We start from the raw sequence: 25,741 nt of genomic DNA, 5'->3' as shown, positions 1-25,741 counted from the left end.
TCGGATCACCGAACACCATCAGGGGGAACGTGCATGTCGAACGCATCACGGAGTATTCGGAGCGTCCTTGCGGTGGCCGTGCTGGCGACGAGCGTGAGCTTGGCGGCCGGGCCCGCGTCGGCGGAGGAGTGCGAGCGGCGGATCGCCCTCAACGAGGGATCGTCGGTGGCCGCGCTCTGCGATGACGCGGCGGAGGTCAGGGCTCAGGTCACGCACACGTCGATGGCCGTCCCCTCGAACTCGGAGACGGCGAAGGCGGTCGAGAAGCTCGCCAGGCAGCTCGGCATGCCGGGCATGTCACGCTCGACGGCGGTGTTCAGCATCGCCGACATGGGTGGCGTCGCGGCCGGCGCCGGTCATCCCGCGCTCCCGGTGGCGCTGCCCGAGGAGTCCGGCCTGCCGGCGGTGGCGCACCAGTCCACCGCGCCCGACCCGGTGGGGCTGCCGTCGCTGCCCAACGCCGACAGGGTCTCCGCCCTCCCGTGGCTGCCCGATCTGCCGTCGCAGGCCCTGCCCGCGCTGCCGGACGTGGTCGAGGGGGAGAAGGCGCCGCTCAAGCTGGCGGCCCCGGTCAAGGACGCGGTCGGGAAGGCGGGTCAGACCGTCAACGAGGAGACGAAGAAGGCGCTCGAGCTGGACGGGGTCAAGCGGGTCACCGACGCCGTGGGCAAGGCGGGGCTGGGGCTGGACCCCCTGCAGAACTGAGGACGCGGTTTCGCTCCCGCACCCCAGACCAGGGCCGTGCCCCCTTTCCCGGGCACGGCCCTTCCCCGTGTGGAACCGGGGTCCGCGCCCGATGGCCGCGGGTCCTGGAGACAGAGCGCGTGTCAGGAGACGAGGGAGTCGAGTTCGTCCTCCGGCAGCCCCAGGTCGAGCCTGATCCGGTAGCGGGTGCGCAGGAGGGCGACGTGCTCGGGGTCGTCCTCGGCGCAGCTGAGCGCCGCCTGGGTCGCCCACTCGAGCCCGCCCTGCAGGTCACCGTACGCCACCAGCGTCTCGGCGATGTTGTGCGCCGTGGCGGGCGTGAGCGCGCCCTCCGCCCTGAGCGTCTCGATGATCTCTCGCGCCTCGCCTGGCCGGTCGAGCTCGAAGAGCGTGTCGGCGATGCCGGCCCGGGGGTCGATCATCGACTCGCCGCCGTCGTCCACCGCCCGCTGGAAGCACTCGAGCGCCCGGGCCGGCTGCCCCGCCTGCTTCCATTCCTCGGCGGCCAGCACGAAGATGGCCGCGCGGGAGATGTCGCCCGAGGAGTAGGTGTGGGCGAGCTCGCTCAGCTGCCGGGCCAGCGAACTGTGGTCGTCGGCCAGCAGTGCCTGCTCCAGCATTCGATCAAGGTGCTCACGGGTCACATGCGCCACACCGCGAGACTACCGAGCTGGTCCCGGTTTTGCCTGGACAATGCAACATCACCGCCTCTGCACAGCTTCGGCAACGATTCGTGCAAACCCCACTACACACCGCGTGTCTCTCCAGGACCAAGGGCATATATGGCACACGTCATCAGGGGCGGAAGGGGCTGGGCATGGCCAAGCATGTGACCTTCATGATCGCCTGTGCCGCGGTGCTGTCGACGGTGATCCCGGGTACCGCCGGTTATTTCTCCGCCCGGATGGAGGCCGTGGAGGCGGCCGAGCTCAGGGTGGCGATGATGCAGGCGCGGCTGGCGAACAAGATCCAGATGGTTTCGCTGCCCCGTCCCTGTTCCCCCGTTCCCGCGAACCGGCTGAAGGCGAGACCCACCGCGCCGCGCGCGCTCGTGCCCGCGGAGCAGCCGGTGGTGCCGGCGCCCGAGTACGGGCCGATCACGCCTGGCGTGACCGGCGCGGACTGAGCCTGCGTGACAGGAACGACCTGATGAGCTGCTTGGCGGCCTCGATGATGTCGGGCGCGCCCGCAGGGTCGCGGCGGAAGGCCAGCTTGAGTACGGCGTCGCCCGCCTCGACGGCCACCAGGACGGCCACGTCGAGCTCCTCGCTGTCGGCCAGGCCGTACTCCTGGAGCAGCAGGCCGCGCAGCCGTCCCGCGATCACCATGTTGTTCTCGGAGTCGGAGTCGAGCAGGTTGAGGTCGACGACGTCGCCGAAGTGGAGGCTCTTGAAACCGGGGACGGTCCTGTGCATGGCGACGTACTCGTCGATGATCGCGTCGACGGCGTCCCACCATCCCCGGTAGTCCTCGTCGAGGAAGCGGGCGCCGACCCTGGAGACGAACAGCTCGACGTTGCGCCTGGTCAGCTCCTGGGTGATGGCCCGCTTGTCGGGGAAGAACTGGTAGACCGAGCCGATCGCGACTCCGGCGCGCTCGGCGATGCGGGTGGTCGAGAGGGCTTCGTAGCCGACGTCGTCGAGCAGGTGGGCGCAGGCGTCGAGCATCCGCTCGACCCTGCGAGCGCTACGGCGCTGCGTGGGCTGACGGCGGAGCGTCGCTAGCTCGGTGCCGTCTTCGTCATCCGGCAGAGAGGACACGGACTTCATCTTGCCTCCAATACGCCGGGCGCCGCCGGGAAAACCGCGATTGTAGAACGACGTGCAATGCGGGTCACGACGCGTTCCAGCGGTCGGCGAACGCGGCGACCAGCTTGGCGACGGCCTCAGGCCGCGTGCGCTGCGGCCAGTGGTCGGCGACGAGCCTCTCGTGCGTGAACGCCGGCGCCCACTGCCCGAGCGAGGCGAGCAGCCACGGGGAGACGAACGGGTCGCGGGTGCACCGGATGAGCTGCACGGGCGTGCGCACGCGGGGGTCGCCGGGGCGGCGCAGCCGGGTGAGCATGTTCGCGCGGTAGAGGTTGAGCCCGTTGCGGGCGTCGGCGGCGGTGGCCCCGAGCGGACGGGCGAGCCGCGTCACGACCAGCTCGGGCAGCACGGGGAGCTGGAACCCGGCGATGTACCACGACCGCAGCAGCTGGCCGAGCGCCCTGCTCGGGCGGGCCTGGCGGAAGAAGGCGGCGGCCTGGTCGAGGCCGGGGCCGCCGATCGTGGTGAAGGAGGCGAACCTGTCGCTCCTGCCGAGGAAGTACCACCCCTGGATGGAGCCCCAGTCGTGGCCGACGAGGTGGACCTTGGGTTTGCCGACGGCGTCGAGCACCGCGTCCATGTCGGCGGCCAGCCGGTCGAGCAGGTAGCCGCCGGGCGAGCGCGGCGCCGTGGAGGCGCCGGCGCCTCGCACGTCGTACCGGACGATGTGATAGCCGCCGAGCAGCGGGACGACCCGGTCCCACACGTGGTGGTCGTCGGGATAACCGTGCAGGAGCACGATCGTCGGTTTCGCAGGGTCGCCCTGCTCGTGGACGGCTAATCGAACCTCACCGGAATCTATTAGACGCACGGTCCAGAGGCTAGCTGTCGGCTGGGCTCCCGGCCAGACCCGTGCACGAACGCAGGTCCTTCCACTGGGAGACCGCCTGGGTCCTGGCCGCCCCGGTCAGCGGGACCGGCACACCGCCCTGGATGGTGGCGGGCGTCCACTTGTCCTTGAGCACCTTGCGCCCGTCGATGGTGAGCGTGAGGACGCCGGTCCTGCCGGTCTCGGGCCCCCAGTTGTAGAAGACGAAGTTGCCCAGGCCGTAGTTGACATAGGCGTTGCCGACGAACCCGCTGCCGAGCAGGATGTGCGCGTGTCCGCCGACGATGACGTCCGCGCCCGCCTTGACCAGCTTGGGGGCGAGAGCGCGCTGTGCCGGATTGGGGCACTTCTGCATCTCGGTGCCCCAGTGGAGGTGCACGATCACCGTGTCGGCGCTCTTGCGGGCCTGCCGTACCGCTCTGATGAGGCGGTCCTCGTTCTTGGCCGAGGCCAGCCCGCCCTTGTCGCCCGCGGCGGTCCACGCCTGGATGAACTCCGAGTCGAGCACCTGGGTGGCGCCGATGATCGCGACGCGGTTGCCGTTCACCGTGACGCGGTAAGGCTTGTAGGCCTCGGTCTCGTTCCTGCCGATGCCCACGACGGGGAACCTGGACTTCCTGATCGAGGCGAGCGAGTCGGCCAGGCCGCCGTCCATGTAGTCCATGCCGTGGTTGTTGGCCATCGAGGCCACGTCCACCCCGGCCGCCTTGAGCGCGGTTAACGCCGAGGCCGGCGCGCGGAAGGTGTACTGCTTGCCCGGCGCCGGCGTGCCGCCCGTCGTGATGGCCGTCTCCAGGTTGACCATCGCCAGGTCCGACGACCTCAGCACCTTGGCGATCGGACCGAGCGCGGTGCGCGGGTTGGCGAGCCTGCCTCTCAGCACGCCCTCGAAGTGCACGTCACCCCCGAAGGAGATCGTGTACGGCGTGCGCTCGGGCTCCTTCGGCAGGCTGGGCGAGATCGTCGGCCGTTCGGCCGCCTCAGGGGTCGGCTCGGACTCCGCCGCCGCACAGGCGGTCATTGCGATCACGACACCCACAACGGCCACAGCGCGGCTCGGTCTCATCTGCCCTCCCGGTCTTCAGGCACCGAGCATGCCATGCGCGCGCTCGCTGTGCGCGGTGAGCCACACCACGGCGGAGTGCGTCGCCTCGTCGACGGGAGTGTAAACGATCATACGGGTCTCGGGCGCGGCCGTGCAGTTGAACAGCGTGCTGGTGAACCGCAGCCGTCCGACCTGGTCGTTGTCGAACGTCTTCTCCCGCGAGCGGGGATCGGCGACGTCGTGGGTGGCCCACAGGGCGGCGAACTCGGGGCTGGCCGCCGACAGCCGCTTCACGAAGTCGCGCCACAAGGGGTCGTCGGCGTGGCGCGTGTAGGCGCCGCGGAAGACGGCGACGCTGCCGTGCAGCTCCTGCTCCCTGTCGACCAGCGCCGTCCGCCACTGGGCGCCGACGAAGCACTGCCACAGCGTGTTGCGCTCCTCCTCCGGGGCGCTGACCAGCTCGGGGAAGAGCGCGGCGTAGGCGGCGTTCCACGCCAGGACGTCGTGCCGGCTGGTGCTGAAGGAGGCCGGCAACGGGCTCAGCCTGTTGATGATCTCCTGCATGGCCGGCGTGACACGGGTGGAGTCGCGCACGGGCGGGGCGACGGCGTGGCCCGCCAGGAGGTAGAGCTGCTGGCGCTCGGCGACGTCGAGCATGAGCGTGCGCGCGATGGAGTCGAGGACCTGCAGGCTGACGTTGATGGGCCGGCCCTGCTCCAGCCACGTGTACCAGGTGACACCCACGCCGGCGAGGTGGGCGACCTCCTCCCTGCGCAGGCCGGGGGTACGCCTGCGGGTGCCCGGCGGCAGGCCCGCCATTTCGGGCGTGACCCGCTCCCGCCGGGAGCGCAGGAAAGCGGCCAGGTCATCACGTCGCTTACTCATCCAGGTGCCACCAATACCGGGATAATCGGACTCTTTTTACTAGTATCCACGGCCCACCACATTGGTAGCATGACCCACACCCCGACTACCAGGAGCACCACCGGCCTGCTCCTGCCCATCGTGTTGCTCGGCCAGTTCCTCGCCGTCCTCAACGTCAACATCGTCAACGTCGCCACCCCGACGATCGAAGCAGACCTGCGCTCGTCGGGGGCGGGACTGCAGATGATCGTGGCGGGCTACACCATCACCTATGCCGTCCTGTTGATCACCGGAGCCCGGGTCGGGGACCTGTTCGGCTATCGCAACACCTTCCTGACCGGCCTCGCGTTGTTCACCCTGACCACGCTCGGCTGCGGACTGGCGCCGTCGACGGGTGTGCTGGTCGCCTTCCGTTTCGCGCAGGGCGCGGGAGCGGCGCTCATGATGCCGCAGGTGCTCACCCTGATCCAGCGCAACTACCAGGGAGAGGCGCGAGGCAGGGCGATCGCGCTGTGGTCGGCCGTGGTGAGCGGCGGCATCGTGGTGGGCCAGGCGCTCGGCGGCATCCTGCTCGGCCTGGGCGCGGGCTGGCGGATCGTGTTCCTGGTGCTCGTGCCGATCGGCGTGCTGTTGCTCGTGGCGGGCCTGCGGGTACTGCCCGCCGACCAGGGCGGCGGCCGTACGGGCCTGGACCCGCTCGGCCTGGTCACGCTGTCGTCGGCGGTCCTGCTCGTCATCGTGCCGCTGGTGCTGGGCCGCGAGCTCGGCTGGCCGCTGTGGGGATGGGCGTCGATGGCGGCCGGCCTGGCGGTCTTCGCGCTGTTCGTCCGCGTCGAGCGCTGGGTGACCGCGCGCGGCGGCCGACCGCTGGTCGACGCCAGGGTGCTGCGCGCTCCCGGCATGCGGCCAGGACTGGCGGTCCTGCTGTTCGGGCCCGCCACGTGGGGAGCCTTCCTCTTCACCTCGGCCCTGCACCTCCAGGGCGAGCTGCACCTGACACCGCTGATGTCCGGGCTGATGCTGGTGCCGTGCGCGCTGGCCTTCGCCGCCGTCGGGCTGGCCTGGCCCCGGCTGCCGCAGCGGCTGCAGCGGTCGCTGGTGCCCTTCGGCTACGTCGTCGCCGCACCCGCGTACCTCGGGCTGGCCGCCGCTTCGGAGGGCGGCCTGCCGTACGCGATCGTCAGCGCGCTGATCGGCGCCGGGCTCGGCGTGCAGATCGCGGTGACCAACATGGCCACCCAGCGGGTGGACGCCGCCTACGCGGCCGACGCCAGCGGCGCGCTGCTGACGGTCATGCAGCTCGGCCAGGTGATCGGGGTGGCCACGGTCGGCACGCTGTTCATCTCGCTCATGCAGGGCCATTCGGGACAGGCCTCGCTGGGGACGGCCGTCGCGTTGGCGGCGCTTGCCGTCCTCGCCGGGCTGAGCTCCATCTTCCTCATCCGCCCGAAGATCTCCCAGGCGTAGCGACCCACGCTGGGGCGCGGCCTTCTTTGCACGAACGGGGAGAGGACACCGGTGAGGCCTCGAGGGGGCGCGACCGGCGTATGACAAAATGTGAAGATCTTCGGCGCTCGTCTTGTGGGGCGGGCTGAAGCGAGCGGCCCTGAGGGTTGTGCCAGCAACCTGCCAGGGCCGTTCTTTATGAACCCGCCGAGAGCGCGGCGAGATCGAACTCGCCGTCGCGCACGCCGGCCGTGAAGGCGTCCCATTCGCTCGGGGTGAAGACCAGAACGGGACCGTCCTGCTCCTTGCTGTCCCTGAGCGCGACGCTGCCGTCGGCGAGGCCCGCGACCTCGACGCACGTGGAAGCGCCGTTGCAGAAGCTGCTCTTCTGCCAGGCCACCCTGGAGGTGTCGATGTGCATTTTCTCCCCAAATGGGTAAAAGGAGCGTCTTTGCCCCTGTGAAAACTTCGCCGTCACCTGCCCCACATCATGGCTTTGCGCTGGATGAGCACGCGGGACTCGTTCTCGTCCAGCGCCTCCGACCTGATGTGGTTGAAGGCTGTTTCATATCCAGCCACCAGCTCGAGGTCTTCGACGAAGCGAGCGCTGTACAGCTGCTCCAGATATACAACATCGTCGAAAGCCGCGAACCGCAGATGGATGAAGGCTCCCGTGTTGACCGGATGGAGAGCCTCCAGCGGCAACACGCGAACCCGAATATGCGACAGAAAGGACATCTCGATCAGATGCTCCATCTGCGCGCGCATCACCGAGGGTTCGCCGAAGCGCCGCATCAGGGCTGACTCGTCCAGGACGACGTGCAGCGTGCACGGATCAGCTCGGTGCAGGACCCGCTGCTGCCTGGCGAGCCGGGCCTCAACCCGGCTTCGGACACCGCTGTGCGTGATGCGCACGATGCCGCGGGTGGCAAGGATGACCTCCCGCGCGTAATCCTCGGTCTGGAGGAGGCCTGGCACTACCTGGGGTTCCCAGCCGCGCTGTAACGTGGCCTCCGCCTCCAGCCCGAGAAACCTGGTGTACTCCCCGGGCAGGGTGCCTTCATAATCTTCCCACCAGCCCCGCCGGTACGCATCCTCCAGCAGCGCCAGTAGCTCGTCGAGTTTCGGGTCGTCGGCGTTGTAGAGCTCGGCCAGTGCTCTGACGTCGTCGGGGCTCGGCTTGGTTTTGGCGGCCTCGATCCTGCTCACCTTGCTGGGCGACCACCCCAACGCGCTCGCGGCCCTGGCTCCCGTCATGGTCCTGCGCTCGCGGAGCTGGCGCAGCTCCTGACCGAGTTTGAGCCTGCGCACCGTCGGGCTGCCCTGCTCTGGTGGCACCGTCCGCTCTCCTCAACCGGGGAACTGTCATGCGCTGGAGGCCGTGCAAGTTGCACTGGGACTCGCACAAAGACTTGCCACAAGGCTTGCATGGGAGGACCGTAGGAGCAAGAACATATGCCCGGCGAGAGCTCCCCACACCGACGTGCCGTCTGACAGGTTGCGTGCAAGTTGCATGTACTTGTGCGCCGCATCTAGCAGCGGGAATTGCGAAGAAATTTGAATTTTCTTTCGCGCCAGCTATTGCCGCAGCCAGTTCACAGAGGGACGATCAGGCCAGGAAGGCGAGATGGCGGACGCGGAGCCTTCCCCCGATGCTTCAATCGCGGCCCCTGCAGGCCGCCCTTCCGGCAACGGCGCCGTTCAGATAGAGGCGACACAGGCACTCAGCACGAAGCCGGACCGACGCTGATCCCGCACCGGCACCGTCAACGGGCTGCCACCCGGGTGACAGTCGAGCCTCAGCGCCAGGCCCGGCCAGAAGTCCACCTCAAGAATGCCGCGAAAGGGGTCTTCTATGTACTCACAAGGTACCAAGGGACTCAGCCGAATCAAGTCCCCGGCCCGGGAACTGATCGCAGGGTGGATCGCGTGGGCGGACAGGGACATCTGCATGGAGCCCGACGAGTTCGCTCACCGGCGCGGCTGGACCGTCTCCCGTACCCGGTTCGGCTCCCGCTCGTACCGCGACCCGCGGTTCGACCAGCTCAAGGTGCCGCGTACCTCGCTCGTTCCCGAAGAGGTGTCGTGAAATGTCGCGCAATCCCGTGCCGACATCGAGGAGCCGCCCCGATACCGCGAAGCTGCTCGTTCCCGCCTGAGCCATCCGGGAGAGGGCCGGGGTCTCCCGAGCGTCGAAGGCGCCGGGCACGGCCTCGGCCCTCGGGCCTTCCCAGGGCGTGCCGTAACGGACAAGATGAGTTCAGATGACGAACTCAGGAGTGGCGATGACGACCGTGCACCGCACCTGTCCCCTCTGCGAGGCCGTCTGCGGCCTGACGCTCACCCTCGACGACAGCGGCCACGTCACCAGCGTGAAGGGCGACAAGGACGACCCGTTCAGCAAGGGCTTCATCTGCCCCAAGGGCGCCAGCCTCGGCCGCCTCGACGAGGACCCCGACCGGCTCCGCGCGCCGCTGGTCCGCGACGGCGACCAGTGGCGCGAGGTGACATGGGAGGCGGCCTTCGACACCGTCGCCCGCGCCTTCGCGGCCGTGCGGGACCGCCGATCGGTCGCCGTCTACCTCGGCAACCCGGCCGCCCACACGATGGCGGGCGCCCTGTACGGCGCGCCGCTCATCAGAGCCCTCGGCACCAGGAACGTCTACTCCGCCAGCACGGCCGACCAGATGCCCAAGCACGTGGCCAGCGGGCTGATGTTCGGGCACCCCCTGCGCATCCCGGTGCCCGACCTCGACCGCACCGGCTACCTGCTGATGCTCGGCGCCAACCCGCTGGAGTCCAACGGCTCGCTGTGCACGGCCCCCGACTTCCCCGGCCGGCTGAAGGCGATCAGGCGGCGCGGCGGCAAGGTGGTCGTGGTCGACCCGCGGCGCACCAGGACCGCCGCGCTGGCCGACGAGCACGTGTTCGTCCGGCCCGGAGCCGACGCCTACCTGCTGTTCGGCCTGGTCCACACGCTGTTCACCGAAGGCCTGACCACGGTGTCGTGCGAGGTCAACGGCCTGGAGGAGGTCAGGGAGGCGGCCCGGCCCTTCACCCCCGAGGTGGTCGCGCGCCGTACCGGGGTGCCGGAGGAGACGGTCGTCCGGCTGGCCCGCGAGCTGGCCGCCGCCCCGTCCGCGGCCGTCTACGCGAGGATCGGCACCTGCACCCAGGAGTTCGGGACGCTGGCCCAGTGGCTGGTCGACGTGCTCAACACGCTGACGGGCAACCTCGACCGGCCGGGCGGGGCGATGTTCCCCATGGCCGCGACCGAGGCGCCCGGCAGCCGCAGGCCGTACACGACGGGCCGGTGGAAGAGCAGGGTGCGCGGCCTGCCCGAGGCCAACGGCGAGCTGCCCGTGGCGACGCTGGCCGACGAGATCGAGACGCCGGGCGAGGGCCAGGTCCGCTTCCTGGTGACGGTGGCGGGCAACCCGGTGCTGTCGGCGCCGAACGGGGCCCGGCTGGACGGGGCGTTCGAGCGGCTCGACTTCATGGTCAGCGTCGACCCCTACCTCAACGAGACGACCAGGCACGCGAACGTGATCCTGCCGCCGCCACGGGTGCTGCAGTCGGGACACTACGACTTCGCGCTGCTGGGATTCGCGGTGCGCAACTACGCGCGCTACTCGCCGCCGATCCTGCCTCTGGGCGGCCGGCCGTCCGAGGGCGAGATCCTGGCGCGGCTCGCGATGATCGCCTCGGGTCTCGAGGGCGACCTGGACGCGTTCGTCATCGACCAGACCCTCCAGAAGGCCGGCGTGGAGCTCGAGCTGGACGGAGAGACGGGAGCGGAGCGCAGGCTCGACATGATGCTGCGGCTCGGCCCCTACGAGCTGTCCCTGGCCAAGCTGCGCGAGAACCCGCACGGGCTCGATCTGGGCCCGCTGGAGCCCCGGCTGCCCGGCATCCTCCGCACCGCCTCGGGGCGGGTGGAGCTGGCGCCTGCCCAGCTGCTGGAGGACGTCGAGCGGCTGAAGGAACGGCTGGAGCAGGCCCCGCCGGAGATGGTCCTGATCGGCCGCCGCCACCTGCGCTCGAACAACAGCTGGATGCACAACGTCAGCACGCTGGTCGGCGGCAGCAACACCTGCACGCTGCAGATCAACCCGGCGGACGTGGCGCGGCTCGGGCTCGACGGGCAGGCGGTGGTCACCTCGGCCGCCGGCCGGCTCACGGTCACGCTGGAGCCGACGGAGACGATCATGCGGGGGGTGGTCAGCCTGCCGCACGGCTGGGGCCACGCGGGCAGCGCGCAGGCGGTGGCCGCCGAGCATCCGGGGGTCAGCGCGAACACGCTGACCGACGACGCGGCGATCGACGTGCCGTCCGGGAACGCCGTCTTCAACGGGGTTCCGGTCACCGTCGAGGCGCCGTGACGTGACCCCGTCGCCGTGATCGTCGCGGTCGACGGACGCGTGGCGCATGCATAAGGTGTCGCGCGTGACTAGCGCCCCGGAAGAGGACCGACTGACCGCCCAGATCGCCTTCGCCCTGGAGATCGACAAGCTGAAGCGGGTGATCCGCCGCAACAGCCTCATGGACGGCTCGCGGCGGGAGAACGACGCCGAGCACTCCTGGTACATCGGCATGCTGGCGATGATCCTCGGCGAGCACGCGCCACCCGGCACCGACATCCAGCGCGTGGTCGCCATGCTCCTCGTCCACGACCTGGTGGAGATCGACGCGGGCGACACCTTCATCTACGACGCGGTGGCGGTGGCGGCGCAGGCCGACGCCGAACGTGCCGCCGCCGACCGCATCTTCGCGCTGCTCCCGGCCGACCAGGCGAGCGTCTTCAGGCAGCTGTGGGAGGAGTTCGAGGCGCGCGAGACGGTGGAGGCGCGCTTCGCCAAGGCGCTCGACCGCTTCGCCCCGATCCTGGCCAACCACCACACCGAGGGCGGCACGTGGCCGCTGTTCAAGGTGCGGGCCGACCAGGTGCGGGAGAAAGTGAAGATCATCGAGGAGGGATCGGCGTCGCTCGGCGCCTACGCCTACGAACTGGTCGACCTCTCGGTCAGCCGGGGCCACCTCGCCGAGTGATCCCCTGACCGCCGGGGTAGGGGTCCGGTCGTGAAGGAGAAAGTCAGGCTGGCCGGCCCGGTCGATCTGGCCGATCGGCTCGAGAAGAGCAGGACGATGGACCGGCCGATCCACGCGCTGGCGAAATTCGTCCGCGAGAAGATCGGCCCCGGCGGGCTCCGCGACTGGCTGCACGGCGTGCCCATGGGCAAGCCGCTGCACCCGCCGCTGACCACGGTGACGATCGGCTGCTGGGTGTCGGCCGCCCTGCTCGACCTGGTGAAGGCCGACCCGCGCGCCACGCGTACCCTGATCGCCGCGGGGCTCGGCAGCGCGCTGCCGACGGCCGCCGCGGGGCTCACCGACTGGTCCTCGCTCCACCGCGAGCAGCAGCGGGTGGGCTTCGTCCACATGATGGTGAACCTGGCCGCGGTGGGGCTCTTCTCGGGGTCCCTCCTGCTGCGGCTGGCCGGACGCGAGAGCGGCGGCAAGGCGCTGTCCCTGGCGGGGCTCGGCGCGGCCACGGTCGGCGGCTACCTCGGCGGCCACCTGGCCTACCGGCAGGCGTCGGGCGCCAACCACGCCGAGCAGGTCGCGCACCTGGTGCCGCTGGGCTGGCACGACCTGTGCCGGATCGACGACCTGCCGCAGGGCAGGCCGGTCGCCCGCAGGCTGGGCTACATCCAGCTGTTCGTGCTGCGTCACGGCGGTGGCGTCACCGTGCTCGCCGACCAGTGCTCGCACCTGGCGGGCCCGCTCCACCAGGGCAGGATCGTCCTCGAGGACGGCGTGCCGTGCGTGGTGTGCCCCTGGCACGGCAGCACGTTCCGGCTGGGCGACGGCTCGGTCAAGCACGGTCCCGCCACCGCGCCCGCGCCCATCTTCGAGACCCGGGTACGGCAGGACGGCACGATCCAGGTGCGGCCGTTGACTTGAACCTTTGTTGAACTTCTAACGTCGGCGCCATGATTCTCGTCACCGGAGCGACCGGCAACGTCGGTCGCCACGCCGTTTCCCAGCTCACCGCCGCGGGCGCCCAGGTGCGGGCGCTGGTCAGGAACCCCGCCAAGGCCGCCTTCCCCGCCGGCGTCGAGGTCGTCACCGGCGATCTCACCGACCCCCCCTCGCTGTCCGCCGCCCTCGACGGCGTCGAGGGCGTCTTCCTCGTCTGGCCCGGGTTCGCGGCCGAGACCGCTGCCAAGGTCGTCGACCTGGTCGCCGCGCACGCCCGCCGCGTCGTCTACCTGTCGGCGAACCTGCCCGAGGACTCCACGATGTTCCACAAGGACCTCGAACGGCTCATCAGCGCCTCGCCGCTGGAGTGGACGTTCCTGCGGCCGGGCGGGTTCGCCGCCAACACGCTCGGCTGGGCCGACGCGGTCCGCGCTGGCACCGTCCGATGGGTGTACGGCCAGGCCGCCCGCTCCCTCATCCACGAGGCCGACATCGCCGCCGTCGCGGTGAAGGCACTGCTGTCGGACGAGCTCGTCGGGCAGGCTCCCGTACTCAGCGGGCCGGCCGCCGTCACCCAGGCCGAGCAGGTGCGCATCATCGGCGCGGCCGTGGGACGTGAGGTGCGGTGGGAGGAGATGCCGCCCGAGGAGGCCGTGGCGCAGCTGGCCACGGTGTGGGGTGACCCGGTGCTGGCGCGGGAGGCCGTGGCCGCCTGGGGCGGCTTCGTCGCCGCTCCGGAGCAGGTCACCGACGCGGTGGAACGGCTGACCGGGCGCCCCGCCCGGTCATTCGCCGCATGGGCCGCCGATCATGCGGCCGACTTCCGCTGAGCCGCCGGACGCGGCGCGTCGGCGGGGTGCTCGACGAGGGCGAGGATCCTGCTGGACATGAAGCGGGCGGTGCGTACGGCCGTGCCGCTTCGTGTCACCTCGCTGACCTCGACGAGGCCGCGCCTGGTCGCGACCTCGACCCGCCGGCCGGCCTTGGTGGCGATCACTTCGTAGGTGCGCGGGGTACCCCCCGCGTCGATCACGATCTCGACCCGATCACCCTTCATGCCCTGATTTATACCCATTTACTTGGGATTTATCCGTACACCAGTTTGATGATGGCGACGATCCCCACGCACACGATGAACCCGCGCAGCACCGGCGCGGGCAGCCGGCGGCCCACCTTCGCGCCGAGGAACCCGCCCAGCGTGGCGCCGAGCGCCACCATCAGCACCGCCCACCAGTCCACCGGCGCGATGATCGTGAACAGGACCGCGGCCGTGGCGTTGACGATCAGCGACAGGACGTTCTTGGCCGCGTTGACCCGCTGCAGGCCGTCGTCCAGGAAACTGCCCAGCAGGCCGATGAGCAGCACCCCCTGGGCGGCGCCGAAGTAGCCGCCGTAGACGCCCGCGCCGAACACGCCCACCCACAGCCATGGGCCGCCGTCCGGGTGGGCGTGTTCGCGCCGGGCGGCCAGCCAGCCGTTCAGCTTCGGCTGCACCACCACCAGCACGCAGGCGATCGCGATCAGGACGGGGACGACGACCTGGAAGACGGCAGGATCGAGGACCAGCAGCAGCAGGCCGCCCACCAGGGAGCCGAGCGCCGAGCCCGTGCCCAGCCTGACCAGGCGGTCACGCTGGCCCTTGAGCTCGGCGCGGTAGCCGTACGCGCCGGTGAAGGAGCCGGGGACCAGGCCGATGTTGTTGGAGACGTTGGCCGTGACAGGGTCGACCCCTACGGCCACCAGCGTGGGAAAGGTGATCAGCGACCCCGAACCGACGACGGCGTTGATGGCCCCGGCTGCGACTCCGGCCGCACAGACCGCGACCGCTTCCCACGGAGTCACGTCCCGCCCCCTTCACGTTCCGTATGCACGTCGGCCAGAGCCTAGACGTCACACGTCAGCTGCCCTCGCCCGGGGTGGGCACTCTCCGCGCATCACGGGTCACCGCGTGATCCGGTCGCCGCCGCTCCAGGCGCGCGGGACCGGCGATGCCGGGGCCCGGCAACGGCGCACGGCCTACTGCGGCTTGTCCGTGGCCTACTCCGGCTTGCCCTTGGCCTACTCCGGCTTGCCCTTGGCCTACTCCGGCTTGTCCTTGGCGCCGCCGAACAGGCCGCCGAGGTTCTCCAGCGCCTTGCCCATCTCCGACGGCACGATCCACAGCTTGTTCGCATCGCCCTTGGCGATCTCCGGCAACATCTGCAGGTACTGGTAGGCCAGCAGCCGCTCGTCCGGCTTGCCCTCGTGGATCGCCCTGAACACCATCCCGATAGCGTCGGCCTGCCCCTTGGCCCGCATCGCCGCCGCCTCCGCCTCGGCCTGCGCGCGCAGGACCGCCGCCTCCGCCTCGCCCCTGGCCCTCAGCACGGCCGCCTGCTTCTCCCCCTCGGCCGTCAGGATCGCCGCCTGCTTCTGACCCTCCGCCGCCAGCACCGCGGCCCGCTTGTCGCGGTCGGCCCGCATCTGCTTCTCCATCGAGTCCTGGATGGACGCCGGCGGGTCGATGGCCTTCAGCTCGACCCTGTTGACCCTGATCCCCCACTTGCCCGTCGCCTCGTCGAGCACCCCGCGCAGCTCGGTGTTGATCTCCTCGCGCGAGGTGAGCGTCCGCTCGAGGTCCATCCCGCCGACGACGTTGCGCAGCGTCGTGACGGTCAGCTGCTCGACGCCGACGAGGAAGTTCGCGATCTCGTAGGTGGCCGCCCTGGGATTGGTCACCTGGAAGTAGATGACCGTGTCGATGGAGACGACGAGGTTGTCGGACGTGATGACCGGCTGCGGGGGGAACGACACGACCTGCTCCCGCAGGTCGATCATCTCCTTGATGTTGTCGATGAACGGCACGACGAGGTTCAGCCCGGGAGTGAGCGTGCGATGGTAGCGGCCGAGCCGTTCGATGATCGCCGCCGTGGCCTGCGGGATGATGCGGATGGTCCGCACCAGCGCGAACCCCACCACGGCGACCATGACAAGCGCGACGATCAGCTGCTCGGTGCCCATGGCCACACTCCGGGAGTCGTCGGGGCCGACTCCGAAGATGATATTTGGTTCCGGCTTGCCGAAGCCGTCAACCGTACAAAAGCTACTGTGGCCTGGCGTACCAGCGACCCTCGGCGTTGCGGTCGAGGACCAGCGGCACCCCGAACGTCCGCGAGAGGTTGTCGGCGGTCAACACGTGCTCGATCGGCCCCTGGGTGACGACGGATCCGTGGCGCATGAGCAGCGCGTGGGTGAACCCGGCCGGCACCTCCTCCACGTGGTGGGTGACCAGCACCATCGTCGGGGAGCGGTGGTCGCCCGCCAGCGTCGCCAGCCGCCGCACCAGATCCTCGCGCCCGCCCAGGTCGAGCCCGGCGGCGGGCTCGTCGAGCAGCAGCAGCTCCGGGTCCGGCATGAGGGCGCGGGCGATCTGGACGCGCTTGCGCTCACCCTCCGACAACGTGCCGAAACGCCGCCTGATCAGGTGCGCGACACCCATCATGTCGATCAGCTCGACGGCGCGGGTGACGTCGTGGGAGTCGTACTCCTCCGTCCACCGGCCGAGAATCGCGTAGGAGGCGGTCAGTACCAGGTCGATGACCTTCTCCTCGGCGGGCACCTTCTCCGCCAGCGCCGAGCTGGCCAGGCCGATGCGCGGACGCAGGTCGAACACGTCGGTCTGGCCGATCCGCTCACCCAGCACCTCGGCCACACCCTCGCTGGGGAACAGCAACGTGGCGGCGACCTGCAGCAGCGTGGTCTTGCCCGCGCCGTTCGGCCCGATGACGACCCAACGCTCGTCCTCGTTGACCGCCCAGTCGACGCCGCGTATCAGGGCCGATCCGTCGCGCCGGACGCCGACATCCTGGAGCCGCAGCACCTGACCACCCATCGCTGATCCCTCCCAGTCGAACGCTCGGGACAAACCTATTGCAGGGCGAGCGCATATCGTGGACCGGTGCGCCATCAAACGCCTATCTCACTGCCGCTCGTCGCGTGGGGCAACGCCTGGCTGACCGGACACGTGGGCCTCGACGAGGCCGCCGACCAGGTGGAGCGGCTGGCCGGACCGGTCGTGGTCGGCTCGCTGCCGCTCCGCGCGTATCTGGCCGAGCTGCGTGTCGATGGTCTCACCGAACTACGTCTCGCGCTCCCCGCTCCCGGCGACCCGCTCGGACTGTCGGGGCCGCCGGACTTCAACGCGGCCGCCGTCGAAGCGGGCGAGGCGGCGATGGCGGTGCTGAACGAGCGGGTCATCGGGCTCGTCCCGGCACCGGACCTGCGCGGATCCTCCTACGTGGGCGTGCGCCTCTCCGTGCACGAGTCGGGGCCGCCGCGAGCCGACCTGCCGTCGCTGGCCGAGGCCGAACGCGAGCTGACCGGCGCCATGCGCGAGGCCACCGAGGCGCTGGCGGGCGTGGGCGGGCCCGCGCAGGGACACCCCGGACGGCTGCACGACAGTGGCGAGCTGGCCCCCGGCTACCCGCCGCGCGCCCACCGGGTGTCGGCGCTGGCGGCCCGCCTGTCGGCGGCCCTGCGGCAGGCCGACGAGCGAGGGCTGACGTCCGCGCAGATCGCCACCCGCGCGACGGCGCTCCGCACCCTCGACGCCGCGGTCCGCCGCGCCCTCATCTCCGCCCACCACGCCGTCTTCGAACCACACCACTAGATCCACCCGGCGTCCTGGGGCCTCCACCGCCCAGCCCCCGCGAGCCTCCACCGGTCCGCCCCGCGAGCCTCCTGACACCCGTCCGGCGAGCCTCCTCCCAGCCCCGCGAGCCTCCTGACGCCCGTCCGGCGAGTCTCCTCCGGTCCGTCCTGTGAGCCTCCCGTACGGCAAGCCGCCGACAGCCCACCCCGGTCACCGGCCGCCGCCCGTCCAGGGAGACGCCCCTCCAGCGCACGTGGCCGGCCGCCGTCACGCGCCCCCCCATCCCCGGATTCCCCACCTGGCCACCCCAGCCCGGACCACCCGTTGGCCGATCCCACCGCCGAGCCCCCAGACGACCGGTCCCCCACCCGACCGCCACCTGGCCGACCCCACCGCCGGGCTCCCCGGTGCCCCTTCCGCTCGAGATTCCCCGGCTGGCCAGGTCTCGCCCCGACCGCGCGGCCGATCCCACCGCGGAACTCTCCCGCACGGCCGATCCCACTTCACGGAGCTCCCCCCATGGCCGATCCCGCCGCGGAGCTCTCCCGCGCGGTCGGTCCCCATCCCGGGTGTGTCCTTCGGCTGGGGTGTTGCGGTGGGTCAGGAGGTCGAGGCGAAGCGCCAGATCTTGATGCGCTTGTCCTTCCCGGCCGACACCACCGCCGGGGCGCCCTCCACCGGGGTGACCGCCACCGCGTACACCCCGCCGGAGTGCGCCTTCACCGAGCCGCCCAGCGCCTGCCGGCTCTGCGGGTCCCACAGCCGGATCGTGCCGTCCGTGCTGCCCGACGCCAGCACCGCCTTGCCGTCCACGGACCCGAACGACAGCGAGTACACGTTGTTCGAGTGGCCGGACAGGGGCTTGCCGATCGAGCGGCCGGTCTTCGGGTCCCAGAGGCGGATCTTCTCGTCCTTGCCGCCCGAGGCCACCACGGCCTTGCCGTCCACCTGTCCCACCGCGACGGAGAACACCGCCTTGCTGTGCCCCTTGTACGTCTTGCCGTACGCCTTGCGCTTGGCCAGGTCCCACACCCGCAGCGTCTTGTCCTCGCTGGCCGAGACCACCACGGGGCGGTCGCCCACGCGGCCGACGCTCAGCCAGTTGACGTCCTTGCTGTGCGCCTTGACGGAGCCGATCTGCCGGCGCTTCTTCAGATCCCAGAACCGCAGCATGCCGTCGCCGTCGCCGGTGACCGCGATGTAGCGGCCGTCCACCTTGCTCACGGCGGCCGCGAACACGGCGATCGGATGCCTGCCGAGGACCGTGCCCTTGCGGGTCTTCAGGTTCCACAGGCGGACGGTGTGGTCGTAGCCGCCCGTCACGGCCATCGGGGTGGAGCCGACGGTGACGCAGGCGACCGCGTAGATGTCGTTGTCGTGGCCGCGCAGCTTGGCGATGGTGGTGCGCTTGACCGGGTCCCAGACGCGCAGCACGCCGTCCTGCCCGCCTGACACGAACCGCTGGTCGTCCCCGACCATGATCGCGGACAGCGACTGGATCGGCTCGCTGTGTCCGGACAGCGACTTGCCGTCCTGTTTGCCGAGCGCGGGCAGGGCCTGCGGCGACTCGAGGGGCGGGACCGTCGGCGTGGGCGCCGGGGATCCGGAGACGGCCGGTGATCCGGAGACGGCCGGTGATCCGGAGACGGCCGGTGATCCGGAGACGGCCGGTGATCCGGAGACGGCCGGTGATCCGGAGACGGTCGGTGATCCGGAGACGGTCGGTGAGACCGGCACGGACGCCGAGGGGGAGACGGGAGGCGAGGGCTGGGCTGTGTTGGATCCCTGGGCCAGCGGGGTCGGCGCCGGGTTCTCCTGGCCCTCGAACGTCCGCGGCACGAACAGCAGCACGCCGGCGGCCAGCGCGAGCGCGAGGAGCAACGCGCCGCCGACCATGACCGCCCTGCGGCGGCGCGAGCTGTCCTCGCGCTGCTCCTCGGGCCTGGTCTCCCTGAAGAAGGCATCGTTGTCGTTGTCGCGCCCGGGTTGGCCCTGCGACTCCGCCCGCTGGGGGTCGCCCGAGGGACCGCCCCTCTGCGGCGGCGCGCCGGGAGGTGTCCGCCCCTGGTACGGCGCGCCCTGGTGAGACGCGGCCTGATGAGGCGCGCCCTGGTGCGGCGCGTTCTGGTGCGGCGCGTTCTGGTGCGCGCCCTGATGCGGCGCGTTCTGGTACGGCGCCCCGCTGGGCAGTCCCTGGGGTTGCGCGGGGACGGAGGGAGACGACCCGGGATAGGCGGACGCCTGTCCGGGCACGCCGGGGTGAGCGGACCCCTGATGAGGAGACCCAGGGTGGGCGGGACCGTTTTCGGGCGCGTCAGGGCGACCAGGCGCCTGGTGATGCGGCCCGGGGTGAGTTCCGCCTTGTCCGGGCACACCGGGATGAGCAGGCGACCCAGGTTGGGCGGGGCCCTGGTGAGGCGGTCCAGGGTGAACGGGGCCCGGGTAAGGCGGCCCCGAGTGACCAGGACCGGAATGAGACGCCCCAGGATGAACAGGGCCCGAGTGACCAGGACCGGAATAAGGCGCCCCGGAATGAACAGGGCCCGAGTGACCAGGACCGGAGTGAGCAGGGCCCGAGTGAGCAGGGCCAGGGTGAGGCGGGCCGGGGTGAGGCGGGCCCGTGGGGGCCTGGTGGTAGGGGCCCGGCTGCGGGGGCACGAAGCCCTGCGGAGGGATGTAGGCGGCGCCCGAGGGGTTGGCCCAGCCGCCGGAGTCCGACGGGCTCGCCCAGCCGCCTGGGCTCGACGGCCCGGGCGGGCTCTGGCTCCCGTCCGGGTGACCCGCGGGAGGGGCGGGCGCGGGCCGGGCGGACGCGGAGGGGCCGTCAGGGTGGCCCTGTCCGGGGTCGGCCGGGGCGGCCCAGCGGTTGACGGACGGGTCCTGCGGCTTCGACCAGCCGTCCGGCAGGGACTCGTAGAGCGCGGGGTTGGCCACCTCCTCGGCCGCCATCTGTGACCCGGTGGTCATCGCCACCTCGGCGTCCCGTTCGGCGGCGGCGCCCTGGTTCTCCAGGAGGGAGAACAGCGCCTCCGCCGCCGTGGGCCGCTCGTCGGCCCGCTTGCTCAGGCACGCCTGCACCAGCGGCCGCAGGCTGTCGGGGAACGCCGAAAGATCCGGCTGGTCGTTCATCACCCGGTAGATGACGGCGGGCAGGCTGTCCTGGCCGAACGCGGGCGCGCCGGTCGCCGCGTACGTCATCGTCAGGGCCCAGCTGAACATGTCGCTGGCGGGCCCGACCCGCTCGCCGGAGATCTGCTCGGGCGACATGTACGCGGGCGTGCCGACCACCCCGCTGCTGAGCGTCATGGACGAGTCGAGCGCGCGGGCGATGCCGAAGTCGATCACTCGGGGGCCGTCGGGGCCCAGCAGCACGTTGCTCGGCTTGAAGTCGCGGTGCACGATGCCTGCTCGGTGGATGGCCGCGAGCGCGGTGACAGTGCCGACGGCGAGCCGGTAGAGGGCGCCGCCCGAGCGCGGGCCGTCCATCTGCACCACACGCTGGAGGGAGACGCCTTCGACCAGCTCGCTGACGATGTACGGCTGCTCGCCGTCCATGTTGGCGCCGAGCACCTGCGCGGTGCAGAACTGCGCCACCCGCCGGGCGGCCGCGACCTCGCGCATGAAGCGTTCGGCGTCGATGCCGGGCGCGTCGAGCCTGGTGTTGAGCAGCTTGATCGCGACCAGCTCGCCGTCCGGGCCCTCGGCCTTGTAGACGATGCCCTGCGCGCCCTTGCCCAGCCGCCCGAGCAGCCGGTACGGACCCAGCTCAGCCGGGTCTCCTGGCTGTAACGGGTGCTTGTCAGGCACCTGAGCCCTCCCCCTCGTGCGTTCCCCCCAGTCGCAAGAGTGACGGGCTCGCTGCACGGTGTGCAAGCAACGTCATATCACGATAGATCATCACTCTTTGCGAAATCTTTGCCGTGGGCAATAATCCACTAGACAATGGGGGATTTCCAGTTCCGTTAGGGGGGAGCAACCCAATGCGCCGAGCAATCGGCATGTTCATAGGGCTCGGCCTGGTCGCGCCGCTGACTCCGCTGGCCGTGGCGGCGCCCGCGGCGGCGGCCGTCACGCCTCCGGCCGGCCTCGCGGCGGCCGCCACGACGGCGACGGCGGCGAAGGACCCGTTCTCCAAGTTCAGCGTGAAGGTCACGTACAACAAGGCCACCAAGCGCGGCGGCAAGATCACATACCTCATCAAGGCCAAGAACCTCGGCCCCTACGACGCCGACTACTTCGGCATCGGGGGCTTCGTGCCGAAGGGCGTCGTCCCGACCCTGAAGTGGGGCGGCCCGAAGGGCACCTCGTGCGTCTGGCAGGACCAGGTCTTCCTGTGCGTGCCGAAGTACCAGGTGCCGGTGGGCGGCACGACGTGGCTCAACTTCCAGCTGACGCTGAAGAAGACCACCAAGGGCACGGCCGCCGCCAGGCTCGGCGTCGTCGCCTACGACCTGCCGACCGGCGCGGAGAACCTCGACGAGGAAGAGCTCGCCCGGATGGGCCTCAAGGGCCATCTGTTCATGAAGAGCACCACGACGAAGATCGTCTGGCCGCAGAAGAAGCGCCCCACGGGCACCGGCACCTACACGCCGCCCCCGCCGCCGCCCCCGCCGAAGTGGAACCCGCCGTCTCCCACGCGGGTGGAGCGGAACGAGAAGAAGGACACCTGACGCGTCCAGGGAACCGGTCGAGGTTCCCTGCGGCGCGGGCCCCCCGGACGAGCACGTCTGTCCGGGGGCTCGGGTCTTTCCGGGCCCTGAAACATGCCCGGGTCAACATGCCCGGGTCAGAAGGTGCTCGGGTCAACATGCCCGGGTCAACATGCCCGGGTCAGAAGGTGCTCGGGTCAGACATGTCCTGGGCCGGAACGCGCCCGGGTCAGAACCTGCCGGGGTCGGAACGTGCCGGGGTCGGGGTCGGGAGGAGGCGTCGGACGGCGGGCGTCACGCCAGGCCGTGTCGTACGGCGTAGAGCGCCGCCTGGGTCCGGTCCTGGACGCCGAGCTTCATCAGCACGTTCGACACGTGCGTCTTGACGGTCTTCTCCGCGACGGCCAGGTCCCTGGCGATCTCCTTGTTCGACCGCCCGGCCGCGATCAGCTTGAGCACCTCGCGCTCCCGCTCCGTCAGCGGCACCGGTGTGGACTCGGCGGCCATCATGGCCGACGCCGCCTCGGGGGCCAGCAGCACCTGTCCCCCGTGAACCGCCCGCACCGCCTGGACGAGCGCGTTCGGGTCGACGTCCTTGTAGAGGAACCCGGACGCCCCCGCCCGCATCGCGGGGCCCACGTCGGACCGGTCGCTCACCGAGGTCAGCACCAGGATCTTGGTCGGGGAGCCGCCGAGCCGTTGGAGGGTGCCGAGGCCGTCGAGGACCGGCATCTTGAGATCCAGCAGCAGCACGTCCGGACGCAGCCGCTCGACCAGGGACACCGCTTCCTGCCCGTCTGCCGCCTCGCCGACGACCGTGATGTCGTCCTGCAGGTCGAGAAAGGTGCGCAGGCCCTGCCGTACGACTGGATGATCGTCGGCGATCAGCACCTGGATCACACGTCCACCTCCATGCGCACCGTCGTGCCCCGGCCGGGCTCCGACGTCACGGTCACCTTCCCGCCGACCGACTCGGCGCGGTCGCTCATCGAGGCCAGCCCGAGGCCCCGCTGTCGTGCGGAGTCGTCGAACCCTTCGCCCTGGTCGCGCACCTGGAGGGCCAGCTTGCCCGAGGCGTGCGTGAGCCGCACCTCGACGCGGTCGGCGCCGGCGTGGCGCAGCGCGTTGTGGAGCGCCTCCTGGGCCACGCGCAGCACCGCCACCTCGATGTCGGCGGGCACCGGCGGCAGCTCGTCGCCCTCGAAGGTCACCCGGAACGGCTGGAGCCGGTCGAGCAGCCGTACGTGCTTGCGGAGCGTCTCGGCGAGCCCGTGCCGGTCGAGCTCGGCCGGACGCAGCTCGACGATGACGGCGCGCAGCTCGGCCAGCGCCTCCCCGGCCAGGCGCTGCACCCGGTCGAGCTCGACCGCGGCGCGGTCCTGGTCGACCGGCAGGAGGGCGTGGGCGGCCTGCGCGGTCAGCCGGAGCGAGAACAGCTTCTGGGTGACCGCGTCGTGCAGTTCGCGGGCCATCCGGTTGCGTTCCTCGAGCATGGCCAGCTCGCGCCCGCGCTCGTAGAGGCGGGCGTTGGTCAGCGCGAGGGCGGCGTGCGCCGCGAACATCGTCAGCAGCTTCTCGTCGTCCTCGGTGAACCCGCCCGGCACCTTCTTGTTGGCCAGGAAGATGATGCCCAGCACCTCGCCGCCGTCGAGGATCGGCACGCCGAGGAAGTCGCGCATCACCGGATGCGCCTTGGGCCAGTACTCGAACCTGGAGTCCTTCGGCAGGTCGGGGATCCGGACGGGGACCCCGTCGCGCAGCATCGCGCCGAGCATGCCATGCTGGCGAGGCAGCGGGCCGATGGCCTCCCACTGCTTGTCGGTGAGCCCCTCGGCGACGAACTCGGCGAAGGAGCCGTCCTCGTCGGGCACGCCGAGCGCCGCGTACCTGGCGTCGAGCAGCTGCTGCGCCGAGCGGACGATGACCTGCAGGACCTCCCGCACCGACAGGTGCCGGGTGACGGCCAGGACGGCTGAGCTCACCGCTCGCAGGATGTCGGATTCGGGGCTCACGGTCCTCAGCCTACGGTCCTAGGTCGAAGTGCTCACCGCGACATCGGCCGCTCGCCCGATGCCGCGAACGGGCGCGCTTCCTACCGTCGTCCTCATGACGAACACCGCACTCATCACCGGCGCTTCCCGCGGGCTCGGACTCGAACTCGCCCGATCGCTGTCGGCCGCGGGCTGGCAGCTCGTCCTGACCGCCAGGAGTGCCGAGGAGCTGGAGAAGGCCGCCGCCGAGCTGGGCGCGACGACCATCGCGGGCGACGTGGCCGATCCCGCGCACCGGGCCGCGCTGGCGGCGGCCGTGCCCGAGCTGGACCTCCTCGTCAACAACGCCGGCGGGCTCGGCGCCACCCCGCTGCCGCGCCTGGCCGACTACCCGCTCGACGTCTTCACGGCCCTGCTGGCGACCAACGTGGTCGCGCCGCTGGGGCTGCTGCAGGCCACGCTGCCAGCGCTGCGCCGCCGCCACGGGGCCGTGGTCAACGTCACCTCCGACGCCGCCACCGGTGCCTACGAGGGCTGGGGCGGGTACGGCGCGACGAAGGCGGCCCTCGACCAGCTGTCGAACGTGCTGGCCGCCGAGGAGCCCGACGTGGCGGTCTGGTGGGTGGACCCGGGCGAGATGAACACCAGGATGCTCGCCGACGCCGTGGGCGCCGAGGAGGCCGCGGGCGCGGCCGACCCCGCGACCGTCGCCGCCGCCCTGCGGGAGCTGGTCGAGCGCCGTCCCGCCAGCGGCAGGGTGGCCCTGTCATGAGTTCCGGAGCGCACCGTGACCACTGACTTCGCGCTTCCCGACGTGCCGGCCGCGCACGAGCCGCCCGAGGCACGGGGCGTGGCCCGCGACGCCGTGCGGCTGCTGGTGTCCGACGAGGCGGGCGACTCCCACCACACGTTCGCGGACCTGCCGGCCCTGCTGGCGCCCGGCGACCTGGTGGTGGTGAACAACTCGGCCACCCTGCCCGCGGCCGTCCGGCTCGACCGGCTGGCCGTGCACTTCTCCACCGCGCGCGAGGACGGCACGTGGCTGGTGGAGCTGCGCCGCCTGTCGTTCGAGCCCTACGGGGGCGGCGCGGCGGGCGAGTGGCTGCCGCTGCCCGGCGGCGCGACGCTGCGGCTCCTCGCCCGGGAGACGCCCCGCCTCTGGCGGGCCACGCTCGACCGCGACGTGGAGGAGTACCTGATGTCGTACGGCGTGCCGATCCGCTACTCCTACGTCGACAGGGACTGGCCCCTCGCCGACTACCAGACCGTGTTCGCCACGGTGCCCGGCAGCGCCGAGATGCCGAGCGCGGGCCGGCCGTTCACGTCGCCGCTGGTGACCGAGCTGGTCGCCCGCGGCGTCCGGGTCGCGCCCGTCACCCTGCACACCGGCGTCGCCTCGGTGGAGAAGGACGAGCCGCCCTACGCCGAGCGCTTCGCCGTCCCGGCCTCGACGGCGCACCTGGTGAACCTGACCCGGTCGGAGGGCGGGAAGGTCGTCGCGGCCGGCACGACGGTCGTGCGGGCGCTGGAGACCGCGGTGGGCTCCGGCGGGCTGGTCGGCGCGGCTTCCGGCTGGACCGACCACCTCGTGACGCCGGAGCGGGGCGTGAGGGCGGTCACCGGGCTCATCACCGGGCTGCACGAGCCGCGCTCGACGCATCTCATGATGCTCGCCGCGATCGCGGGCGAGGAGATGTTGGCACGTTCCTATGCGGTTGCCCTGCAAGAGGGCTATTTGTGGCATGAATTCGGCGACTCGCACCTCCTCCTCTCCCCCAAATAGGTAGATCTT

The 25,741-nt window shown here is 71.1% G+C and carries 26 protein-coding genes; 12 read left to right on the top strand and 14 right to left on the bottom strand.

Going from position 1 to position 25,741, the window contains the following annotated elements:
- Positions 1 to 72: 72 nt before the first annotated feature.
- Entirely contained in the window at positions 73 to 705 is a 633-nt protein-coding gene (locus tag ACWENQ_RS24435; RefSeq protein WP_449915307.1) for a hypothetical protein, read from the top strand.
- A 122-nt stretch (positions 706 to 827) separates the two neighbouring features.
- Here ACWENQ_RS24435 and ACWENQ_RS24430 read toward each other — a convergent pair whose 3' ends face one another.
- On the bottom strand, positions 828 to 1,325 hold the full coding sequence (locus ACWENQ_RS24430) for a hypothetical protein (protein WP_452416320.1): 498 nt from the start codon (positions 1,323 to 1,325) through the stop codon (positions 828 to 830).
- Positions 1,326 to 1,522: 197 nt separating this feature from the next.
- On the opposite strand from ACWENQ_RS24430, the gene ACWENQ_RS24425 reads away from it, so the two are divergent.
- Positions 1,523 to 1,831: a hypothetical protein gene (locus tag ACWENQ_RS24425; RefSeq protein ID WP_449915311.1), complete on the top strand. Its 309-nt coding sequence runs from the start codon at positions 1,523 to 1,525 to the stop codon at positions 1,829 to 1,831.
- On the opposite strand, the gene ACWENQ_RS24420 is transcribed toward ACWENQ_RS24425, so the two are convergent.
- From ACWENQ_RS24420 to ACWENQ_RS24405, 4 genes are all read right to left on the bottom strand, one after another.
- On the bottom strand, positions 1,803 to 2,474 hold the full coding sequence (locus tag ACWENQ_RS24420; protein WP_452416318.1) for a TetR family transcriptional regulator: 672 nt from the start codon (positions 2,472 to 2,474) through the stop codon (positions 1,803 to 1,805). The two genes, ACWENQ_RS24425 and ACWENQ_RS24420, sit on opposite strands and share 29 nt — an antisense overlap.
- Positions 2,475 to 2,538: 64 nt before the next feature.
- On the bottom strand, positions 2,539 to 3,324 hold the full coding sequence (locus ACWENQ_RS24415) for an alpha/beta fold hydrolase (RefSeq protein WP_452416317.1): 786 nt from the start codon (positions 3,322 to 3,324) through the stop codon (positions 2,539 to 2,541).
- Between the two features lie 10 nt (positions 3,325 to 3,334).
- Positions 3,335 to 4,363: a CapA family protein gene (locus tag ACWENQ_RS24410; protein ID WP_449915316.1), complete on the bottom strand. Its 1,029-nt coding sequence runs from the start codon at positions 4,361 to 4,363 to the stop codon at positions 3,335 to 3,337.
- Positions 4,364 to 4,423: 60 nt separating this feature from the next.
- On the bottom strand, positions 4,424 to 5,272 hold the full coding sequence (locus ACWENQ_RS24405; protein ID WP_452416316.1) for a helix-turn-helix transcriptional regulator: 849 nt from the start codon (positions 5,270 to 5,272) through the stop codon (positions 4,424 to 4,426).
- A gap of 69 nt (positions 5,273 to 5,341) precedes the next feature.
- Between ACWENQ_RS24405 and ACWENQ_RS24400 the strand changes: the two genes are divergently transcribed.
- A complete protein-coding gene (locus ACWENQ_RS24400; RefSeq protein ID WP_449915320.1) occupies positions 5,342 to 6,718 on the top strand; it encodes an MFS transporter in 1,377 nt (458 codons plus the stop codon).
- Positions 6,719 to 6,893: 175 nt separating this feature from the next.
- On the opposite strand, the gene ACWENQ_RS24395 is transcribed toward ACWENQ_RS24400, so the two are convergent.
- The gene (locus tag ACWENQ_RS24395; RefSeq protein WP_452416315.1) at positions 6,894 to 7,118 is read right to left on the bottom strand and encodes a DUF397 domain-containing protein; all 225 of its coding nucleotides are present in this window, start codon (positions 7,116 to 7,118) and stop codon (positions 6,894 to 6,896) included.
- 53 nt (positions 7,119 to 7,171) lie between these two features.
- A complete protein-coding gene (locus ACWENQ_RS24390) occupies positions 7,172 to 8,035 on the bottom strand; it encodes a helix-turn-helix domain-containing protein (RefSeq protein WP_452416314.1) in 864 nt (287 codons plus the stop codon).
- Between the two features lie 613 nt (positions 8,036 to 8,648).
- Here ACWENQ_RS24390 and ACWENQ_RS24385 point away from each other — a divergent pair.
- The 5 genes from ACWENQ_RS24385 to ACWENQ_RS24365 all read left to right on the top strand — a co-directional run bounded on the left by ACWENQ_RS24385 (position 8,649) and on the right by ACWENQ_RS24365 (position 13,509).
- Positions 8,649 to 8,786: a hypothetical protein gene (locus tag ACWENQ_RS24385; RefSeq protein ID WP_449915328.1), complete on the top strand. Its 138-nt coding sequence runs from the start codon at positions 8,649 to 8,651 to the stop codon at positions 8,784 to 8,786.
- A 196-nt stretch (positions 8,787 to 8,982) separates the two neighbouring features.
- Positions 8,983 to 11,079, top strand: coding sequence for a molybdopterin-dependent oxidoreductase (locus ACWENQ_RS24380; RefSeq protein ID WP_452416525.1), 2,097 nt, complete (start codon positions 8,983 to 8,985; stop codon positions 11,077 to 11,079).
- 46 nt (positions 11,080 to 11,125) lie between these two features.
- Positions 11,126 to 11,746 carry an HD domain-containing protein gene (locus ACWENQ_RS24375; RefSeq protein WP_449915331.1) on the top strand — a complete coding sequence of 207 codons (621 nt, stop codon included), beginning with the start codon at positions 11,126 to 11,128 and terminating at the stop codon, positions 11,744 to 11,746.
- Positions 11,747 to 11,776: 30 nt separating this feature from the next.
- Positions 11,777 to 12,661: a Rieske 2Fe-2S domain-containing protein gene (locus tag ACWENQ_RS24370; protein WP_449915334.1), complete on the top strand. Its 885-nt coding sequence runs from the start codon at positions 11,777 to 11,779 to the stop codon at positions 12,659 to 12,661.
- A gap of 29 nt (positions 12,662 to 12,690) precedes the next feature.
- Positions 12,691 to 13,509, top strand: a complete 819-nt coding sequence (locus ACWENQ_RS24365; RefSeq protein ID WP_452416312.1) for an NAD(P)H-binding protein — start codon at positions 12,691 to 12,693, stop codon at positions 13,507 to 13,509.
- Here the strand turns inward: ACWENQ_RS24365 and ACWENQ_RS24360 are convergent.
- The 4 genes from ACWENQ_RS24360 to ACWENQ_RS24345 form a co-directional block, all read right to left on the bottom strand.
- Entirely contained in the window at positions 13,488 to 13,736 is a 249-nt protein-coding gene (locus tag ACWENQ_RS24360; protein WP_354907862.1) for a hypothetical protein, read from the bottom strand. The genes ACWENQ_RS24365 and ACWENQ_RS24360 overlap by 22 nt on opposite strands.
- 29 nt (positions 13,737 to 13,765) lie before the next feature.
- On the bottom strand, positions 13,766 to 14,521 hold the full coding sequence (locus ACWENQ_RS24355; protein ID WP_449915339.1) for a sulfite exporter TauE/SafE family protein: 756 nt from the start codon (positions 14,519 to 14,521) through the stop codon (positions 13,766 to 13,768).
- Between the two features lie 237 nt (positions 14,522 to 14,758).
- Entirely contained in the window at positions 14,759 to 15,679 is a 921-nt protein-coding gene (locus ACWENQ_RS24350; RefSeq protein WP_449915342.1) for an SPFH domain-containing protein, read from the bottom strand.
- Between the two features lie 82 nt (positions 15,680 to 15,761).
- Positions 15,762 to 16,550, bottom strand: a complete 789-nt coding sequence (locus ACWENQ_RS24345; RefSeq protein WP_354907864.1) for an ABC transporter ATP-binding protein — start codon at positions 16,548 to 16,550, stop codon at positions 15,762 to 15,764.
- A gap of 66 nt (positions 16,551 to 16,616) precedes the next feature.
- Here ACWENQ_RS24345 and ACWENQ_RS24340 point away from each other — a divergent pair, with 66 nt between their 5' ends.
- Complete coding sequence (locus ACWENQ_RS24340; RefSeq protein WP_449915345.1) at positions 16,617 to 17,327, top strand: hypothetical protein; 711 nt, start codon at positions 16,617 to 16,619, stop codon at positions 17,325 to 17,327.
- 582 nt (positions 17,328 to 17,909) lie between these two features.
- On the opposite strand, the gene ACWENQ_RS24335 is transcribed toward ACWENQ_RS24340, so the two are convergent.
- The gene (locus ACWENQ_RS24335; RefSeq protein WP_452416311.1) at positions 17,910 to 21,116 is read right to left on the bottom strand and encodes a protein kinase domain-containing protein; all 3,207 of its coding nucleotides are present in this window, start codon (positions 21,114 to 21,116) and stop codon (positions 17,910 to 17,912) included.
- A gap of 173 nt (positions 21,117 to 21,289) precedes the next feature.
- On the opposite strand from ACWENQ_RS24335, the gene ACWENQ_RS24330 reads away from it, so the two are divergent.
- The gene (locus ACWENQ_RS24330; protein ID WP_449915348.1) at positions 21,290 to 21,979 is read left to right on the top strand and encodes a hypothetical protein; all 690 of its coding nucleotides are present in this window, start codon (positions 21,290 to 21,292) and stop codon (positions 21,977 to 21,979) included.
- Positions 21,980 to 22,252: 273 nt separating this feature from the next.
- Here ACWENQ_RS24330 and ACWENQ_RS24325 read toward each other — a convergent pair whose 3' ends face one another.
- Together ACWENQ_RS24325 and ACWENQ_RS24320 are read right to left on the bottom strand one after the other, a co-directional pair.
- A complete protein-coding gene (locus tag ACWENQ_RS24325) occupies positions 22,253 to 22,858 on the bottom strand; it encodes a response regulator (RefSeq protein WP_452416309.1) in 606 nt (201 codons plus the stop codon).
- Positions 22,855 to 23,970 carry a GAF domain-containing sensor histidine kinase gene (locus ACWENQ_RS24320; RefSeq protein ID WP_452416308.1) on the bottom strand — a complete coding sequence of 372 codons (1,116 nt, stop codon included), beginning with the start codon at positions 23,968 to 23,970 and terminating at the stop codon, positions 22,855 to 22,857. The genes ACWENQ_RS24325 and ACWENQ_RS24320 overlap by 4 nt, the downstream gene beginning before the upstream one ends.
- Positions 23,971 to 24,064: 94 nt before the next feature.
- Here ACWENQ_RS24320 and ACWENQ_RS24315 point away from each other — a divergent pair, with 94 nt between their 5' ends.
- Both ACWENQ_RS24315 and ACWENQ_RS24310 read left to right on the top strand, forming a co-directional pair.
- Complete coding sequence (locus tag ACWENQ_RS24315; RefSeq protein ID WP_452416306.1) at positions 24,065 to 24,721, top strand: SDR family NAD(P)-dependent oxidoreductase; 657 nt, start codon at positions 24,065 to 24,067, stop codon at positions 24,719 to 24,721.
- Positions 24,722 to 24,736: 15 nt separating this feature from the next.
- Positions 24,737 to 25,732: an S-adenosylmethionine:tRNA ribosyltransferase-isomerase gene (locus tag ACWENQ_RS24310; RefSeq protein WP_452416304.1), complete on the top strand. Its 996-nt coding sequence runs from the start codon at positions 24,737 to 24,739 to the stop codon at positions 25,730 to 25,732.
- Positions 25,733 to 25,741: the final 9 nt, after the last annotated feature.

The sequence above is a fragment of the Nonomuraea sp. NPDC004354 genome, assembly GCF_053602555.1.
The sequence above is the reverse complement of the archived record's forward strand: the minus strand, read 5'-3'. Positions and strand labels throughout refer to the sequence as shown.

What these genes read in the sequence shown, in the direction of transcription:
- ACWENQ_RS24430 (WP_452416320.1), bottom strand. Translation starts at nt 1,325, where the DNA reads ATGCTGGAGCAGGCACTGCTGGCCGACGACCACAGTTCGCTGGCCCGG.
- ACWENQ_RS24425 (WP_449915311.1), top strand. Translation starts at nt 1,523, where the DNA reads ATGGCCAAGCATGTGACCTTCATGATCGCCTGTGCCGCGGTGCTGTCG.
- ACWENQ_RS24420 (WP_452416318.1), bottom strand. Translation starts at nt 2,474, where the DNA reads ATGAAGTCCGTGTCCTCTCTGCCGGATGACGAAGACGGCACCGAGCTA.
- ACWENQ_RS24410 (WP_449915316.1), bottom strand. Translation starts at nt 4,363, where the DNA reads ATGACCGCCTGTGCGGCGGCGGAGTCCGAGCCGACCCCTGAGGCGGCC.
- ACWENQ_RS24405 (WP_452416316.1), bottom strand. Translation starts at nt 5,272, where the DNA reads ATGAGTAAGCGACGTGATGACCTGGCCGCTTTCCTGCGCTCCCGGCGG.
- ACWENQ_RS24400 (WP_449915320.1), top strand. Translation starts at nt 5,342, where the DNA reads ATGACCCACACCCCGACTACCAGGAGCACCACCGGCCTGCTCCTGCCC.
- ACWENQ_RS24395 (WP_452416315.1), bottom strand. Translation starts at nt 7,118, where the DNA reads ATGCACATCGACACCTCCAGGGTGGCCTGGCAGAAGAGCAGCTTCTGC.
- ACWENQ_RS24385 (WP_449915328.1), top strand. Translation starts at nt 8,649, where the DNA reads ATGGAGCCCGACGAGTTCGCTCACCGGCGCGGCTGGACCGTCTCCCGT.
- ACWENQ_RS24380 (WP_452416525.1), top strand. Translation starts at nt 8,983, where the DNA reads ATGACGACCGTGCACCGCACCTGTCCCCTCTGCGAGGCCGTCTGCGGC.
- ACWENQ_RS24375 (WP_449915331.1), top strand. Translation starts at nt 11,126, where the DNA reads ATGCATAAGGTGTCGCGCGTGACTAGCGCCCCGGAAGAGGACCGACTG.
- ACWENQ_RS24365 (WP_452416312.1), top strand. Translation starts at nt 12,691, where the DNA reads ATGATTCTCGTCACCGGAGCGACCGGCAACGTCGGTCGCCACGCCGTT.
- ACWENQ_RS24360 (WP_354907862.1), bottom strand. Translation starts at nt 13,736, where the DNA reads ATGAAGGGTGATCGGGTCGAGATCGTGATCGACGCGGGGGGTACCCCG.
- ACWENQ_RS24350 (WP_449915342.1), bottom strand. Translation starts at nt 15,679, where the DNA reads ATGGGCACCGAGCAGCTGATCGTCGCGCTTGTCATGGTCGCCGTGGTG.
- ACWENQ_RS24345 (WP_354907864.1), bottom strand. Translation starts at nt 16,550, where the DNA reads ATGGGTGGTCAGGTGCTGCGGCTCCAGGATGTCGGCGTCCGGCGCGAC.
- ACWENQ_RS24330 (WP_449915348.1), top strand. Translation starts at nt 21,290, where the DNA reads ATGCGCCGAGCAATCGGCATGTTCATAGGGCTCGGCCTGGTCGCGCCG.
- ACWENQ_RS24315 (WP_452416306.1), top strand. Translation starts at nt 24,065, where the DNA reads ATGACGAACACCGCACTCATCACCGGCGCTTCCCGCGGGCTCGGACTC.